7 protein-coding genes are annotated in these 17,437 nt (G+C 67.5%); 6 read left to right on the top strand and 1 reads right to left on the bottom strand.

Annotation, left to right across the window (positions count from 1 at the left end; all coding sequences use genetic code 11):
• The first annotated feature begins 43 nt into the window (after nucleotides 1–43).
• Genes HX792_RS30575 through HX792_RS08355 form a run of 6 tightly spaced genes read left to right on the top strand, consistent with a single transcriptional unit; the run spans nucleotide 44 to nucleotide 16,180 of the window.
• The gene (locus tag HX792_RS30575; protein WP_371319342.1) at nucleotides 44–1,378 is read left to right on the top strand and encodes a salicylate synthase; all 1,335 of its coding nucleotides are present in this window, start codon (nucleotides 44–46) and stop codon (nucleotides 1,376–1,378) included.
• Nucleotides 1,375–7,752, top strand: coding sequence for a non-ribosomal peptide synthetase (locus HX792_RS08375; RefSeq protein WP_176995624.1), 6,378 nt, complete (start codon nucleotides 1,375–1,377; stop codon nucleotides 7,750–7,752). Before HX792_RS30575 ends, HX792_RS08375 begins: the two co-directional genes overlap by 4 nt.
• A complete protein-coding gene (locus tag HX792_RS08370; protein ID WP_176995623.1) occupies nucleotides 7,749–13,223 on the top strand; it encodes a non-ribosomal peptide synthetase in 5,475 nt (1,824 codons plus the stop codon). The genes HX792_RS08375 and HX792_RS08370 overlap by 4 nt, the downstream gene beginning before the upstream one ends.
• Nucleotides 13,220–14,317: a saccharopine dehydrogenase NADP-binding domain-containing protein gene (locus HX792_RS08365; protein WP_176995622.1), complete on the top strand. Its 1,098-nt coding sequence runs from the start codon at nucleotides 13,220–13,222 to the stop codon at nucleotides 14,315–14,317. The genes HX792_RS08370 and HX792_RS08365 overlap by 4 nt, the downstream gene beginning before the upstream one ends.
• Nucleotides 14,314–15,396 (top strand): Gfo/Idh/MocA family oxidoreductase, encoded by a 1,083-nt coding sequence (locus HX792_RS08360; protein ID WP_176995621.1) that lies wholly within the window; start codon nucleotides 14,314–14,316, stop codon nucleotides 15,394–15,396. Before HX792_RS08365 ends, HX792_RS08360 begins: the two co-directional genes overlap by 4 nt.
• Complete coding sequence (locus HX792_RS08355) at nucleotides 15,386–16,180, top strand: alpha/beta fold hydrolase (RefSeq protein ID WP_176995620.1); 795 nt, start codon at nucleotides 15,386–15,388, stop codon at nucleotides 16,178–16,180. Before HX792_RS08360 ends, HX792_RS08355 begins: the two co-directional genes overlap by 11 nt.
• Here the strand turns inward: HX792_RS08355 and HX792_RS08350 are convergent.
• On the bottom strand, nucleotides 16,177–17,433 hold the full coding sequence (locus HX792_RS08350; protein WP_176995619.1) for an MFS transporter: 1,257 nt from the start codon (nucleotides 17,431–17,433) through the stop codon (nucleotides 16,177–16,179). The two genes, HX792_RS08355 and HX792_RS08350, sit on opposite strands and share 4 nt — an antisense overlap.
• Nucleotides 17,434–17,437: the final 4 nt, after the last annotated feature.

The raw sequence follows: 17,437 nt of genomic DNA, 5'->3' as shown, positions 1-17,437 counted from the left end.
CCAATGCAATGCCGAACCCCGCCAGCGCTACCTGGAATGCCGCGTGCCGATCAGTGCCGAACCGCAGGACCTGGCGGCCGCCCTGGCCGGTGTCTACCTGCCCGAGGACCTGACCCTTTACGAGCACCAGGGCGAATGGTCCCTCGGTGTGGGCAGCATCGCCCAGGTACGCCTCAGCGGCAGCACCGTGCAATTGAGCGTGGCCGGCCAGCGCTGGAGCTGGCCCGCCGACGACATCCCGCTGGCCCTGGAAAAAGCCGCCCAGGCCCTGCCCTTCGAACAGTGGCGCGCCTACGGCACTGCTACCTTTGAACTGGCGCGACGCTTTTACCAACTGGCAGACCTGCCCAGCACACGCCCGCTGCTGCACCTGGACATCCCCACCCTGGAGATCCGCCTGCGCGAAGGCTGCGCGCTGATTCGCGCCCTGCAACCGGCCGCCCTCGCCGCCGCGCAAAGCCGCGTGCAGGCGCTGGACGCCGAGTGCGCCCTGGATCAACCGTTGCCCCGCGCCGCCTTAGTGGACGTCGCCGGGCATGACGCTGCGCGGTATTGCAGCCAGGTCGAAAGCGCCGTGGCGCAGATCGTCCGTGGCGATTACCAGAAGATCATCCTGTCGCGCAAAGTGCCCCTCGACGGTCGCGTCGATCTGGTGGCCAGCTACCGCGCCGGGCGGCGCGCCAACACGCCGGCGCGCTCGTTCATCCATCATCAGGGCGGGTTCTCCTGCGTAGGCTTCAGCCCGGAAACCGTGGTGGAAGTCAGTGCCGGCGGCGCCGTGAGCACCCAGCCCCTGGCCGGCACGCGCGCGCTGGGCCGTGACGTGGAAGAGGAAGCGCGCCTGCGCCAATCGCTGTACCAGGACCCCAAGGAAATCGCCGAGCACGCGGTGTCGGTCAAGCTGGCGTTTGAAGAGCTGCAACCGATCTGCGAGCCACAAGGCCTGGGGGTCAGCGAGTTCATGGGCATCTCGCGGCGAGGCAGCGTGCAGCACCTGAGTTCGCGCCTCAAAGGCCGGCTCAAGCCCGACTGCAATGCCTGGCACGCTTTCGCCGCGCTGTTCCCCGCCGTGACCGCATCGGGCATTCCCAAGCGTGAAGCCATCGCCGCGATTGCCGAGCACGAGGGCCGCAGCCGCGACCTCTACAGCGGTTGCGTGCTGATCGCCGACAGCGACGGCAGCCTCGACGCCGCCCTGGTATTGCGCAGCGTGTTCGAAGACCAGGGCCAGGCCTGGGTGCAGGCCGGCGCGGGGATTGTCTCGTTGTCGCTGCCCGAACGGGAACTGGAAGAAACCCGCGAAAAACTCGCCAGCATCGCCCCCCATGTGCGCGTGCTGGCCGTTGAAACCCAGCGCGCCGCGGAGGTGCAGCCATGAGTGCGCTGACGGTCGAACACCTGCGCGAACAGATTGGCGCGCTGCTGCACGGTGGCCCGGCGCTGGACGATCAAGCCAACCTGATCGAGCTGGGACTGGACTCCCTGCACCTGATGCGCCTGGTCAACCAATGGCGCCAGGCCGGCGCCCCCGTGACCTTCGCCGACCTGATCGAACAACCGACCCTCGCCCACTGGCTGCCACGCCTCACGGCCACCCCGCGTAAAGCGGCCAACGCGGCTGTCGTGATCGACCCTGCCGCGCCCTTCGCCCTCACCGACGTGCAACACGCCTACTGGATTGGCCGAGGCGCCGAGCAGGTGCTGGGCGGCGTCGGTTGTCACGCTTACCTGGAGCTGGACGGCGACGCCCTCGACCCGCAGCAACTAGCCTTTGCCTGGCAAGGGTTGCAGCAATGGCACGGCATGTTGCGTGCGCGGTTTGATGACGAAGGCCGCCAGCAGATCCTCGACGACGGCATGTCCGCGCTGCAGGTTCACGACCTGCGCGGCCTGGCACCGGCGGCCCGGGAACAGGCCTTGCAGGCGACGCGTGACAGCCTGTCCCACCGGCAACTGGCGGTCGAACACGGCGAAGTCGCCGGGCTGCAACTTAGCCTGCTGCCCGAGGGCCGTACGCGCCTGCACTTCGACCTCGACCTGCTGGTGGCGGACGTGCACAGCCTGCACCTGATCCTGCGTGACCTGGCCGCGCTGTACCGTGGCGAACGCCTGACCGAGGCCGGGCGCGATTGGCATTTCGCGCACTACCTGGCCCAACGCCCGGCCCCTAAAGCCAGCGCCGCGCAGTACTGGCAGGCGCGACTGGACCACCTGCCCGCCGGCCCCGCCCTGCCTTTGGCCTGCGAACCCGAGGCCATCGAGCAGGTGCGCTTTACCCGTCGCCAGCAACGCCTCACGCCAGCGGTGTGGCAACGCCTGCGGGAGGCCGCCGCCAAGCGCCAGCTCACCCCGGCCATGCTGCTCGCCGGGGCCTTCGCCCAGGTGCTGGGGCGCTGGAGCGAGGTGCCGCACTTTCTGCTCAACCTGCCGCTGTTCGATCGCCAGGGCGACACGCCGGGGCTGGATCAAGTCGTGGCGGACTTCACCAACCTGCTGTTGCTCGAAGTCGACCTGCGCCAGCCCGGCAGCGTCGCCCAGCAACTGATGCAGGTGCAGGCGCAGTTCCACCGCGACATGGCCCACGCCGACTATTCCGGGGTGCAGGTGCAACGCGACCTCGCCCTACGTGGTGCGGGCCAGCGCAGTTTTTCGCCGGTGGTGTTTGCCTGCAACCTCGGCACGCCGCTGTTGGGCCAAAGGGACGCGCAAACCCTCGGCGCCCTCACCCAGATGATTTCCCAGACGCCGCAGGTGTGGCTCGACCACCAGGTCTACGAAGAGGACGGCGCCCTGCTACTGGCGTGGGATGCCCAGGACGCGCTGTTTCCCGAGGGCCTGCTGGACGCCATGTTCGGCGCCTACCTGGACCTGCTCCACAACCTGCAACACGACAATGCTTGGGATGCGCCCGCCTTCGCACACTTGCCAGCGCAGCAGCACCAGGTGCGCCAACAGGTCAACGCCACCGCCACCGCGATTGCTCCACGCACGCTGCATCAAGCGCCGTTTGCCATCAGCGGTGAGCGCCTGGCCCTGATCAATGGCGACCAGCGCATCACCTACGCACAGCTGCAACAGGGCGCCCTGCGGATTGCTGCAGCGCTGCTGGAACAGGGTGTGCAACCGGGTGACGCGGTGGGCGTGTGCCTGCCCCGTGGCCATCGTGCGGTGCTGGCGTTGTATGGCGTACTCACGGCGGGCGCGTGTTATGTGCCCCTCAGCCCGAGCCAGCCCCAGGCGCGTCGCGAACGCATCTGCCAACGTGCCGCCATCGACACGCTGATCGACCCTGCCTGGCTGGATCACGCCCTGGCCTTCGCGCCGCTGCCGGCACCTGTGGCGGTGAGCCCCGACAGCCCGGCTTATGTGATCTTCACCTCCGGCTCCACCGGCGAACCCAAGGGCGTGCAGATCAGCCATCGCGCTGCCTGCAATACTCTGGACGACCTGAACCAACGTTTCTCCATCACTGAAAACGACCGCTTGCTCGCCGTGTCAGCACTGGACTTCGACCTCTCGGTGTACGACCTGTTTGGCGTGCTGGCCGTGGGCGGCAGCGTGGTGCTGCTGGACGAAGCGCAACGCCGCGACGCCTCGATGTGGAACCGCCTGATCCAGCAACACCAGGTCACCCTGTGGAACTCGGTGCCGTTGCTGCTCGACATGCTGCTGACCGTGGCCGACACGCTGCCGCTGCGCATGGCGTGGCTGTCCGGCGACTGGATCGGCCTCGACCTGCCTGCACGCCTGCACACGGCCAGCAACGGCGGTTGCCGCTTGATCGCCATGGGCGGCGCCACCGAGGCGGCGATCTGGTCCAACTATCAACCGGTGGACCTGCCCTTGCCGGCGCACTGGCGCTCGATCCCTTACGGCACGCCGTTGGGCAACCAGCAATATCGCGTGGTCGACAGCCTGGGCCGCGACTGCCCGGATTGGCTGGCGGGCGAGCTGTGGATCGGCGGTGCGGGCGTCGCCGACGGTTACCGAGGTGCGCCGGACCTGAGCGCCGAGCGCTTCGTTGAACACCAGGGCGCACGCTGGTACCGCACCGGTGACCTGGGCCGCTATTGGCCCGATGGCCGCCTGGAATTCCTCGGCCGCCGCGACCACCAGGTGAAAGTGCGCGGCCACCGTATCGAGCTGGGCGAAATCGAAAACGCCCTGCTCGTGCAACCGCGCATCCGCCAGGCGGTGGCCCTGGCGGTGGGTACGCCGTTGCACCTGTTGGCGGCGGTGGTCCCGACCGAAGGGGCGCTGTGCACCGAGGAACTGCGCCAGGCCCTCGGCACGCAACTGCCCGACTACATGTTGCCCAGCCAATGGCTGTTGCTGGACACGCTGCCCCTGAGTGCCAACGGCAAACTCGACCGCCACGCACTGGTGACACTGGCCGAGCAGGCTCACCCGCAACATGCCACCGCCAACGAAGCGCCGTGCGGTGAACGCGAGCAACAGGTTGCCGCGATCTGGGCCGAGCTGCTGCCCGGTGCCCAGGTGTATCGCCAGAGTGATTTCTTCCGTTTGGGCGGCGACAGCCTGCTCGCCACCCAATGCAGCGCACGCCTGCGCCGCGCTGGCCTGGCCAATGCGCAGAGCCTGCGGCAGCTGTTTGCCACGCCGCGCCTGGCGGAGTTCGTGGCGCAGTTGCAAACCCCCGGTGTACAGGCCGAGCAACGCCTGGTGGCCAACCCCGGCCAACGCCATCAACCCTTCCCGCTCACCGAAGTGCAACAAGCTTATTGGCGCGGACAAAGCCAGGGCCTGCCGCTGTCGTGCGGCACCACCTACCTGATCGAACTGGACGGCGCAGCGCTGGACATTCCACGCTTCGAACAGGCCTGGGACCGCCTCATTCAGCGCCATGAAATGCTGCGTGCGCAGTTGGTGGGCGATGACCAGCAGGTGATCCTGCCCGAGGTGCCGCCGATGCAGGTGCATCGGCACCAGGCGCCTGACGCGGCCGCCGCCCGTCAGCGCCTGGCCGAGTGCTGGGCATCGCGCCCGCGCCATCAGTGGCCGATGTTCGAGGTGCATGCCGTCAGCTATGGCGAGCACGGCTGGCGTGTCGGGCTGTTCTTCGACTACCTGACCCTCGACGGCCTGAGCATCAAGCGCCTGCTGGCGGAACTGGCGCTGCTCTACACCCAGCCGCACACGCAACTGCCTGCGCTGGACCTGTCGTTTCGCGATTACGTGCTGCAGGTCCAACCCGACCCGGCGGGCCTTGCACTCGCCCAGGCCTATTGGCAGGCACGCCTGGACGACCTGCCCGGCCCGCCGGCGCTACCGTTGCACACCGCGCCGCAGCAGTTGGGCGAGGTGCACTTCAGCCGCCGCGAATTCCGCCTGGCCGCGCCGCAGTGGCAAGCCTTGCGCCAACGGGCGCGCGAGTCTGGCATCACCGCCTCGGTGCTGTTGCTGAGCGTATATGCCCAGACCCTGGCGCGCTGGAGCGACGGCCAGCCGCACACCCTCAACCTGACGCTGTTCGACCGCCAGGACCTGCACCCGCAGATTGGCCAGGTGCTCGGGGACTTCACGTCCTTGGCGCCGGTGAGTGTCTACCCGCGCGCCCACGCCAGCTTCCTCAGCGAAGCCCAGGCGGTGCAGGCGCAAGTCGCCGATGTGCTGCAACACGCAGCGTGCTCATCCATCTGGGTGCAACGCGAACGCGCCCGCCGAGTCGGACCGCAGGCCGCCGCATTGCCGGTGGTGTTCACCAGCACCCTGGGGCTGGCCGATGACCTGCTGCAAGACCTGCCCGAAGGCTTCCCGGACATCGTCGCTGGCGGCCTGTCGGAAACCCCGCAGGTGTGGCTCGACCACCAGCTCTATGAACATCGCGGCGCGCTGGTGCTGTGCTGGGATGCGGTAGATGCGCTGTTTCCCGAGGGCCTGCTGGACGCCGCCTTTGCCAGCTACACTCAGGCTTTGCTCGGGCTGATCGACGCCGACTGGCAGGCGCCATTGGCCTTGCCACTGCCAGGCAACCAAGCGCAAATACGCGCCCAGGCTAATGCCACTGCCGTCGAGATTGCCCCCCGGACCCTGCTCGACGCGCCCTTCGCCATCGCCTCCCGACGCCTGGCCCTGATCGACGGCGAGCGCCGCGTCAGCTATGGGCAATTGCGTGAAGGCGCCCTGCGGGTGGCCGCCTGGCTGCAGGCCCAGGGCGTGCAACCCGCCGACGCCATTGGCGTGCACCTGCCCCGGGGGGCTGACGCGGTGATCGCCCTGTTCGGCGTATTGGCCGCCGGCGCCTGCTACGTGCCGATGGGCATGCGCCAACCGCTGGAGCGCCGCCAACGCATCGAACAGCGCGCAGCCATTCGCCTGACCCTGGATGCCGAACAATTGGCCCTGGCCCTGCACAGCGAAGCACTGCCCGCGCCCGTCGCCGTCAGCGTCGACAGCCCGGCCTACGTGATCTTCACCTCCGGCTCCACCGGTGAGCCCAAGGGTGTGCAGATCAGCCATCGCGCCGCCTGTAATACTCTGGACGACCTCAACCAGCGCTTCGTCATCGGTGCCGAAGACCGCTTGCTGGCCGTGTCCGCGCTGGACTTCGACCTGTCGGTGTACGACCTCTTCGGCGTGCTGGCGGTGGGCGGCAGCGTGGTGCTGCTGGATGAAGAGCAGCGCCGCGATGCCTCGGCCTGGCAGCGCCTGATCCAGCAACACCAGGTCACCCTGTGGAACTCGGTGCCGATGCTGCTGGACATGTTGCTGACCGTGGCCGACACCTTGCCGCTGCGCCAGGCCTGGTTGTCCGGTGACTGGATCGGCCTCGACCTGCCGGCGCGCCTGCACGCGGCCAGTCATGGTCGCTGCCAGTTGATCGCCATGGGCGGTGCCACCGAAGCGGCGATCTGGTCCAACTACCAGCCCGTTTGCCTGCCGTTGCCCCGCCACTGGCAATCGATCCCGTACGGCCGCCCGCTGGGCAACCAGTGCTATCGCGTGGTGGACAGCCAAGGGCGCGATTGCCCGGACTGGGTCACCGGCGAGCTGTGGATTGGCGGGCGCGGCGTGGCCATGGAGTATCGCGGCGCAGCCGAGCTGACGGCCGAGCGCTTTGTCGAGCATGACGGCCAGCGCTGGTACCGCACCGGCGACATGGGCCGCTACTGGCCGGACGGCAGCCTGGAGTTTCTCGGCCGCCGCGACCAACAGGTAAAAGTGCGCGGCCATCGCATTGAATTGGGGGAAATCGACAACGCCCTGCTCGCCTGCCCGCAGGTACGCCAGGCGCTCACGGTAACCCTGGGCAACCCGCCAAGCCTGGCCGCCGCCGTGGTGGTCGACGGCGAGGTGTCGCTGGAAGTGCTGCGTCAACAGCTGCGCCAGCGCCTGCCGGACTACATGCTGCCCGCCAGCCTGCACCTGCTCAACGAGCTGCCCTTGAGCGCCAACGGCAAGGCCGACCGCAATGCGCTGCGTCAATGCCTGGCGGACATCGCAACTGAACACAGCGATGCCCCGCAAGGTGCGCAGGAACGGGAAATGGCGGAGATCTGGAGCGAGGTGCTGCAACGCCCGATCCCCGGGCGCCACAGTGATTTTTTCCTGCTGGGGGGCGACAGCCTGAGCGCCACGCGCCTGGTGGAAACCCTCAAGCGCCGCCGCGTGTGCCTGGCCCCGCTGAGCCTGCGCGAACTCTTCGCTCATCCGAGCATCGCCGCCCTGTGCGACTACCTGGGCAGCCCTACCGAACAACACGCCGAGCATTTCGAGGAAGGCACCTTATGAATTCCCCATTGAACCTGTCGCACTTTCTCGCTGAATGCGAAGCCCTGGGTATCCGCCTGTGGGCCGAAGCCGGCCAGCTGCGGTTTCGCGCACCGGCCGGCGCCTTGGACGACGCCCTCAAACAACGCCTGCGCGAGCACAAGGAGCTGCTGTTGCAGTGGTTCAGCCCGCAGCAGGCAGAGGTGGTTGCCGACCCGGCCAACCAGTTCCAACCCTTTGCCGTCACCGATGTGCAAGCCGCCTACCTGGTGGGTCGCAGCGATGCCTACGACTACGGCGGTGTCGGTTGCCACGGCTATGTGGAACTCGATGGCCCGGCCCTCGACCCCAAGCGCCTGGAGCGCGCCTGGCACCAACTGATTCTGCGTCACCCGATGCTGCGTGCGGTGATTGCCCAAGCTGGCCACCAGCAGGTACTGCCCGAGGTGGAACTGCCGGCGCTGCACAGCCAGGACCTGCGTGCACTGCCTGCCGATGCCGAGCAACTGGCGCTGCTGGCCACCCGCGAAGACCTGGCCCACCGCGTGTACGCCGCCGACGCCTGGCCGCTGTACGAACTGCGCCTGAGCCAACGCAACAACGGCAGTCGCCTGCACTTGTCGATTGATTTGCTGGTGGCCGACTTTGTCAGCATCCAGTGCCTGCTGGGGGAGCTGGACCAGCTCTATCACGCCCCCGAGCAGCCGCTGCCGGCGCTGGAACTGACCTTTCGCGATGCCCTGCTGGCCGAGCGCGCGGCCCTCGACACCCCCGCCGCGCAAGCCCGCCACAGCCGTGACCGCGACTACTGGCTGGCACGCCTCGAGCAATTGCCGCCGGCACCCGAATTGCCCACTCTGGAACCGGTAGAGGGCCAGGCGCCGCGTTTCAAACGCCATGCCACCGGCCTCTCCCCTGCGCAGTGGCAACGCTTCTGCGCCCACGCCGCGCAACAACGCCTCACGCCCTCGGCCGCCGTGCTTGCCGCCTTCGCCGAGACACTGGGGCGCTGGTCACGCCGACCGGCGTTCAGCCTGAGTGTCACCGTGCTCAAGCGCCCGCCGCTGCACGCCGACATCGACAAGGTGCTGGGCGACTTCACCGCGGTGAACGTGCTGGCGGTGCAGCCGCCCGCCGACAGCCATTTTCACCAACGCGCCAGTGCCTTGCAGGAACAGCTGTGGCAAGACCTGGAGCATGGCGCCTTCTCCGGCATAGAAGTGCTGCGTGAGCGCGCCCGGGTCCACGGCCGCAGCCTGATGCCGGTGGTGTTCACCAGCACCCTGGGCGTGGGCGAAGCGCGCCCGTTCATGCGCGGTGCCACCCTGGGCTATGGCATCACCCAGACGCCCCAGGTGTGGCTGGACTGCCAGGTCAGCGAAGGCCCGCAAGGCTTGCAAGTGAACTGGGACGTGCGCAGCGGCGTGTTCCCCGAAGGCCTGGTGGAGGCCGCGTTTGTCAGCTTCGAACAGTTACTGCGCGAGCTGGCCGAACAGCCGGCCTGTTGGCAGGCCGCGAGCCCCTCGCAGTTGCCCGCGGCCATGGCCGAACGCCACTTGCACAGCAATGCTACCGAGGTCGACTGGCCCCAAGGCTGCCTGCACGACGGGTTTGTCGACAGCCTGCAACGCACGCCGCAGGCCCCGGCACTGATCACCCATGAAGGCACCTTCAGCTACCACGCCCTGGCCGAACGGGCCAACGCCGTGGCGCAAGCCTTGCACCGCGAAGGCTGCCAGGTGGGTGCCAAGGTCGCCATCGTGCTCGACAAGGGGGTGGACCAGGTGGCCGCCGTACTCGGCACGCTGTTGCGAGGCGCGGTGTATGTGCCTATCGACAGCGGCCAGCCAGAGGCACGCCGTGACGCGATTCTTGAAGACGCGGGCATCCGCTACGTGCTCACCGACACCGCCCAGGCGGAACACCGTATCTGGCCAGAGCATGCCACGTTAATCGCCGTCGAGCGCCTGGCGCCATTGCCCTTCGAGCAGTTGCCCCAGGTGAAAACCGATCCGGCCAGCCTCGCCTATGTGATCTACACCTCGGGCACCACCGGGCGGCCCAAGGGCGTGATGATGAGCCACCGCGCCACCTTCAACACCCTGCTCGATATCAACCAGCGGGTGGCGTTGAGCGCACAGGACCGCGTGCTCGGCCTGGCCAACCTCGGCTTCGATCTGTCGGTGTACGACCTGTTCGGCAGCTTCCTCGCGGGCGCCACGCTGGTGCTGCCCGACCCGGCCCAACGCAGCGACCCGGCGCACTGGGCCGGCCTGATCAACCTGCATCAGGTCAGCCTGTGGAACTCGGTGCCGGCGCAGATGCAGATGCTCTGCAGCTACCTGGAGGCCGAACCCTATGCCGCGCCCAAATGCCTGCGCGTGGCGCTGTTGTCCGGCGACTGGATCGCCGTCAGCCTGCCGGGTGCGATCAAGGCCCATTGCCCTGGGTTGCGCTTGATCAGCCTGGGCGGCGCCACCGAGGCGGCGATCTGGTCGATTGGCCATGAGATCGACAGCGTCCCCGCCAACGCCCGCAGCATTCCCTACGGAACCCCCTTGGCCAACCAGCAGTTCCATGTGCTGGACGAACAATTCCAGGACCGCCCGGACGGCGTGGCCGGCGAGTTGTACATCGGCGGCGTGGGCCTGGCAGACGGTTACCTCAACGACCCCGAGCGCAGCGACCAGCGTTTTGTCCGCCACCCCCACAGCGGCGCGCGGCTGTACCGTACTGGCGACTTCGGCCGCTACCGTGCCGACGGGCAGATCGAGTTCCTCGGCCGCGAAGACACCCAGGTCAAGTTGCGCGGGCACCGCATCGAACTCAGCGAAATCGAAAGCCTGCTCAACGAACACCCGGACGTGGCCCACGGCGTGGTGCTGCTCAGCGGTGACAACCCGATGGAGCGCCGCCTGGCCGCGTTCGTCGAGGCGCGCCACCTGAACACCGACAGCAGCGCCGCGCCCCTGGCCGACAGTGCCCTGGCATGTGGCGCCCAGGCCACCGAACAGCTGGACCGCAGCCTGTTCGCCGAATGGGTGGCGATGGCCAACCGTATCGCCCTGCTCGACATCCTCAAGACCCTGCGCGACGCCGGGCTGTTCACCGATGCCAAGGCCCGCCACAGCCTGGCCCAGGTGCAGCAGCAATGCCGTGTTGCGCCGGCCCATCAACGCCTGATGCGCCGCTGGCTCAAGGCGCTGGTCAACGAAGGCTGGCTGTTGCAAGACGCCGACGGCTACCGCCTGGGCGAAGCCCCCGCGGCCGACCAGCGCGCCGTGTGCTGGCAGGCCATGAATGCCCTGGAGCAACGCCTGAACTATGGCGCCGAACTGCTGCGTTATTTGCACGAGTCCAGCGAGCGCCTGCCGCAGTTGCTCAGTGGCGAGGTCGACCCGCTGGCGCTGCTGTTCCCCCAGGGCAGCATGGACACCGCGCTGGCGGCCTATCACGAAAACCTGTTGATGCGCTGCATGAACCAGGTGATCTGCGCCAGCGCCCAGCACATTGCCCGTGAGCGCGCCGCCCTCGGCCTGCCGCTACGGGTGCTGGAAATCGGCGCCGGGGTGGGCGGCACCAGCCGCGACTTGATCCCGGCCCTGGATGGGTTTGCCGTGGATTACCTGTTCACCGACGTCTCGACGTTTTTTATCAACGAAGCACGTGAGCATTTTGCCGACCGACCGTGGGTGCGCTTCGGCCTGTTCGACATCAACAGCGATGCCCTGACCCAGGGGCTGAACGCGGGAAGCTGGGACCTGATCGTCTGCGCCAACGTGCTTCACAACGCCCGCCATGCGCCCACGGTGTTGAACAGCCTGCGCGAATTGGCAGCGCCCGGTGGGCACTTGCTGGTGATGGAGGCCACCCGCGAGATCCTTTCATTGCTGACCTCCATGGAATTCAAGGAAGGCCTGGACGGCTTCACCGACTTGCGCGCCGGCAGTGACCAGACCTTTATCAGCCGCGCCCAATGGCAGGCGTTGTTCAGCGACGCCGGCGCCGAACTGGTGGCCGCGTGGCCCCAGGCCCAGGACGTGCTCGATTGCGCGGGCCAGACCACATTTGTCACACGCTTCCCGGCGCGTCGCGTGGCGCTGGGGAGTGAACAACTGCAGGACTACCTGCACCAGCGCCTGCCCGGCTACATGGTGCCAAGCCAGCTGCAAGTGCTCGAAAGCCTGCCCCTGTCGGCCAATGGCAAGGTCGATCGCGCACGCCTGGCCCAGCGCCTGCAGGCTCAAGGCAGCAGCGTGATGGACAGCGGTGAAGCGCCGCAAACCGATCTGGAACAACGTATCGCCAAGCTTTGGAGCCAAGCGTTGGGTTGCACCGACTTGGCCCGGGACCAGGACTTTTTCGCAGCCGGTGGCGACTCGCTGCTGGTGGCGCAGATCGTCGCCAAGATGCGCGAGCAACTGCCGGAAACCTCAGGCTGGGAATGGGATCGCCTGCTGCGCGAAGTGCTGCGTGAACCCACGGTCAAGGCCATCGCCGCACGCTTGCAGGATGCGCCGGCGCAAGCGCCCACCGGCCACGCCACCGACGCATCGTGCTTGAGCGTACTGGCGCCGGCTCGCGACCCGGCGTGCAGCACCGTGCATGTGTTGCTGCACGACGGCAGCGGCACCCTCGCCCCTTACCGCAGCCTGCTCGCCGCCCTGCGCACGGCGCCGCAACGCCAAGGTGCGATCCTGGGCCTGAGCCTGCTGGATGAAGCGGCGTACCTGAAGGTGGACGCCGAACAATTGATCGAACAGTTGGGCGCACGGTATGCCAGTGAACTGCTGGCCCACGGCAACCTGCGCTTCGAATTGGTGGGCTATTGCATGGGCGGCCTGCTGGCCACTGAGGTCGCCCGCTGCTTGCTGGAAGCCGGTGCGCAGGTGGGCACCGTGAGCATAATCAGCAGCGACCGCTTCCGCTATGAAATCGCCGATGAACTGTTGCTGGAACGCGCCTTCGGCCGCTTGCTCGGGGCCGATATCCAGGCGGCCGGGCATGCGGTCGACGACGCCGGTTTACACAGTGCCCTGGCGCACTTGATCGAGCGCCACGGCCGGCAACTCCCGGCCGATTGCCTGCAACAGCTGGATGGTGAATGGGCGCCCATCGCGGCCAGCTACCGCCAGCTCGCCGAGCAACCCAGCGACAGGCGTCTGCAAGCCCTCGCCGCTCAGGTACAGACCCAAGCCGAGCCGATGCCAGCCGAACAAGTGCAGGCGCTGTTCCGCGTGTTCCGCCACAGCCTCAATGCCGTGGCGCGTTACCAACCGGCGCCGTTTACCGGTGACCTGCGCATCCTGCTCGACGACGAGACCCTGCATTTCCTGCCGGGCCTGCAAGGCGATATGCGCGGTTTCTGGAATGATTTGGCGCTGGGCGACATCAGCTTGCAGACCATCAGCGGCGACCATGTGTCGTGCATGCAGGCGCCCCATGTCAGCCAACTGTTGCCCGTGCTGCTGGGCGCGCAGGTGCCCGCATGAGCCGGCGTTTGGTTGGACTGGTCGGCGCCGGAGGGGCCGTGGGCAGCGCGGCGCTGGCTCAGTTGCGGCGGCAGGCGGACGTGCACGTGCGTGCAGGCCAGCGCCGGGCTCAAAGCTGGCCAGAAGATGTCGATGGAGGGGTGTTGGATGTATTCGACCCACAGGCACTGGCGGCGTTTTGCAGCGGCTGCCAGGTGGTCCTCAACTGCGCGGGGCCGTCGTGGCAAGTGGGTGACCGCGTGGCCCAAGCCGCCCAGGCGGCGGGTGCGGCGTATGTGGATGCCTTTGGCAATGCGGCGTTGCTGACGGCGTTACAGGGTGCCCGTCAGCCTTCAATCATCGGCGCCGGGGTGTTTCCGGGCCTTACTGCGTTGCTGCCGCGCTGGATGGCGAATCGGGGCTTCGACCGGGTCAGTAGCCTGCACATTCACGCCGGTGGCCGCGAGCATTGCAGCCAGGCCGGCGGTGCCGATGTGTTGCTCAGCGCCCTGGGCGGCTTTGGTACGCCGAACGCCCAATGGGTAGAAGGCCGTGTGCAAGCATCGCCAATCGAGCAGCAGGCTCAGCGCCTGGCGGGCTTTCCCGAAGCGGTGTTTTGCAGTGCCTACCTCACCGATGAACTGCAACGCCTGGCGCGCACCCTTGGTGTGCCCCGGGCGAGCTTTCATAACGTATTCGACCAGGCCGAGATCCCGGCGCTGATCGCTGCGTCATGCCAACGCCTGAGCCAGGACCCGAGCGCCCTGCCCGCTGCGGTGGCGCAACTGGTGCACGCCGCTGAACTGCAATTGCTCGGCCGTCGCCCGTACTACCGGCTGAGCGTGGAACTCAGCGGCTGGCGTGGCGGGCAAGCCGTGCGCCAACGCGCGGTACTGAGCAGCCAGGACAGTTATGGGCTGAGTGCCTGCGTCGCGGTGTGTGCGACGTTGCAGTTGCTGCGCGATCCGTCCTGGCGTGGCGCGCACTGGGCCGGTGACTGCCTGATGCCCGACGACGTGATCACGGCCGTGCAAGCCGACTCTGCGTGCCAGGCCCTGAGCATCGTCAACCTGGCGGCGCAGACGACCACGGCCGAAGAGGAAGGCGTGTTATGAGCACGGTATTAAGGGTGATTGTATGCGGCACCACCTTCGGCAATGTCTACCTGCAAGGCCTTGCGCGATTGCCGGCGCACTACCACGTGGTGGGCATCCTGGGACGCGGCAGCGCAGCGTCCGAGGCCTGTGCCCGGCGCTGGCAGGTGCCGCTGTACCGCAATGTCGAGGAGCTGCCCGAGGTGGACCTGGCCTGCGTGGCCGTGCGTTCGGCGGTGGTCGGCGGCCATGGCACCGAGCTGGCCAAGGCATTGCTGGCCCGAGGCATCAACGTGGTCCAGGAGCACCCGGTGCATCACGACGAAGTGGTCGACTGCCTGCGCCTGGCCCGGCAGCACGGCGTGCTGTACCGGCTCAATCCGTTCTACAGCGACCTGGCGCCCGTGCGGTGTTTTATCGACGCGGCGCGCCATGTGCTGAGCCTGCGTGAAGCCGAGTACATCGAAGCCGCCTGCAGCGTGCACGTGCTGTTCCCGCTGGTGGAGATGCTCGGCCAGGCCCTCGGCGGCCTGCGCCCCTGGGCCTTCAACCTGCACGCCGAAGCCGTGGGGCCGTTCATGAGCATCAGCGGCGAACTGGCCGGAATCCCCCTGCATTTGCGGGTGCAGAACCAGATGCACCCGGGCGATCCGGACAACCACACCCAGTTGCTGCACCGTATTGTGCTGGGCACCCGTGGCGGCACGTTGAGCCTGACCGACACCCACGCCAGCGTGCTGTGGAGCCCCCGCGCCCACGTGCACCGCAATGCCCAGGGCGTGCTGGAAATGGACGGCGACGCCCCAGCCCTGGACCTGGCGGTGAGCAGCCTGATCGGTCATCCGCAGCCACCGACCTTGCGCGAGGTGTTCAGCGACCTGTGGCCCGACAGCATCGCCCACGCCTTGCTGCGGGTACACGCCGCAATCGGACAGCCCAACGACTCGGCCCTGGCACAGTTCCACCTCAGTTGCTGCAAAGCCTGGCAGCAACTGGGCACTGTGCTGGGCCCCGCCCAAGCCATCCACCCCGAGCCCCCGGTGCCCCTGGCCATGCAGGCCTGGGTTGCCCCAACGAGGAACCTGCCCCGTGCTCAATGAAATCCTGCACCTGCAACAGCATCAGCAACGCTGGGTGCGCCGTTTCGAACCGCGCCCCCTGGCCCGCCAGCGCCTGTTCTGCCTGGCCCATGCCGGCGGCGGCGCCCGTTTTTTTGCCGATTGGGCGCGCCTGCTGCCGCCGAGTATTGAAGTGATCGCCGTGCAATTGCCCGGGCGCGAAGAGCGCATCAATGAGCCGTTGATCCCACACATGCATGCGCTGGTGAATGCCCTGATGGCGGCCGTGCCCGCATGGCTCGACCGCCCTTATGCGCTGTTCGGCCACAGCATGGGCGCGGCGGTGGCCCATGAGCTGTGCCTGGCCTTGCAACGCCAGGCGCTGAGGCTGCCGATCTGCTTGATGGTGTCAGGCCGCGAAGGCCCTGAACGTCATCACGGCGGCTGCCTGCACCTGGCGGACGATGCGCGGTTGCTGGCAGACATTGCCGCGTTGGGTGGCAGCCCCAAGGCCTTGCAAACCTCACCGGAACTGCAGGCCATGGCCTTGCCGATCTTGCGCAATGACTACCAGTTGATCGAGACGTACCGGCCCGCCCCCGAGCGTGCGCGCTTGAACGTGCCCATCGAGGTGCTGGTGGGGCGTGATGATCGAGAGCTGAACCCCGGGGATGCCGAGGCCTGGGCACAGGAAACCCGTGAAGGCCTGCAGGTGCACCACTTTGAAGGCGGGCATTTTTACCTGGTGCCCCAGCGTGAGGCGGTATTGCGCTGTGTCAGCCGGTACCTGGGGGTGAATCACTCCCAGGCCCTTGAAATGCCTTAGGCGTCGTCCAACCCCAGCCCACGGGTGCTGCGCCGCACATGCCAGAGCATGCCGAGCGCAGCAGCCAGGGCCAGCAAGCCGACGCCCAGGCCACTGGCGTAACCCCAGCTGGCCGCCACGCCGATGGCCACCGAAGACACCAGGATATCGCCGAGGGTCTGCAAGCCCTGGAACACCGAACAGTCCGTGCCCGGCTGTTCGCCCAACTGCGCAAAGCGCATCGCCAAGGTGTAGGACGCCACGCTGGTGACACCAATGCCCAGCCCGCCCAGCACTGTCGCCACGCTCACATACCCCATGCCCGACAGGCCCGGTTGCAGCACCAGACCCAGCCACAGCACTCCGGCCGAACCGACCATCGCCAGGCCCGTCAGCAAGGTGCTCCAGCGCGAGTAATGGCGCAGCAACAACCCGGCCACGCCACAGCCAACGATGATGGTGAGCAACTGCCCGACACCGGCCAGCACCCCCACATCACTCACCGACCAGCCATCATCGAGCAGGATCAATTTGGCCAGGCCGAAGAACGTCGAGCCGCCAAGAGTCACCAGCATCACCAGGGCCGTCAGGCGCCCGGAAAACCGACGTTTGAAGAAGCGCCGCAGGCTGGCTTTGTCTGCCGCCGGCAATGCAGCGGGCTCCTGCCAGAACAGCACCGGCAGGCTGCACAGCAGCACCACAGCCGCCAACAAGGTAAAGACCAGCGGCGCGCTGAAGTGATCGAACAGCAGCATCGTGCCCGGCCCGCCGAGCAGCATGCCGACCATGAAACCCGCCACCTGGAAGGTGTTGACGCGCCCCAGGCTGGCGCTCGGCAAACGCTCGGCGGCCAGGCCATCGACGGCGATGTCCTGGGTGGCACTGAACAGCGAGAGCAAGGCAATCAGGCCCAGCAACAGACCCATGTTCGGCACATCAAAGGGCACCAGCGCCATGGCCGCCAGGGTCAGCACCGAGCCTGCCTGCAACGGCAGAATCCAGCTGCGACGCCGCCCCAGGCGCGGGCTCCAGCGGTTTTCCACGGCAGCGGCCCAGAACAGCTTGGCCACCCACGGCAGGCTCGCCAACGGGGTCAACGCCACCAGGTCGAGGGAGGCGCCCATGTTGCGCAACAGCGTGGGGTACGCCTGGAACGCCAGTCCCACCGGCAAGCCCTGGGCCAGGTACAGACCGGCCACCACCAGCACAATTCGCCAATCCCGCGTCACCGCCGCGCGCGGGCTGGCGGGGGAAGTCTCGACAACCGATTGCATGTGT

It is taken from the genome of Pseudomonas sp. B6002 (genome assembly GCF_013385985.1).
Taxonomy (GTDB): Bacteria; Pseudomonadota; Gammaproteobacteria; order Pseudomonadales; family Pseudomonadaceae; genus Aquipseudomonas.
The sequence above is the reverse complement of the archived record's forward strand: the minus strand, read 5'-3'. Positions and strand labels throughout refer to the sequence as shown.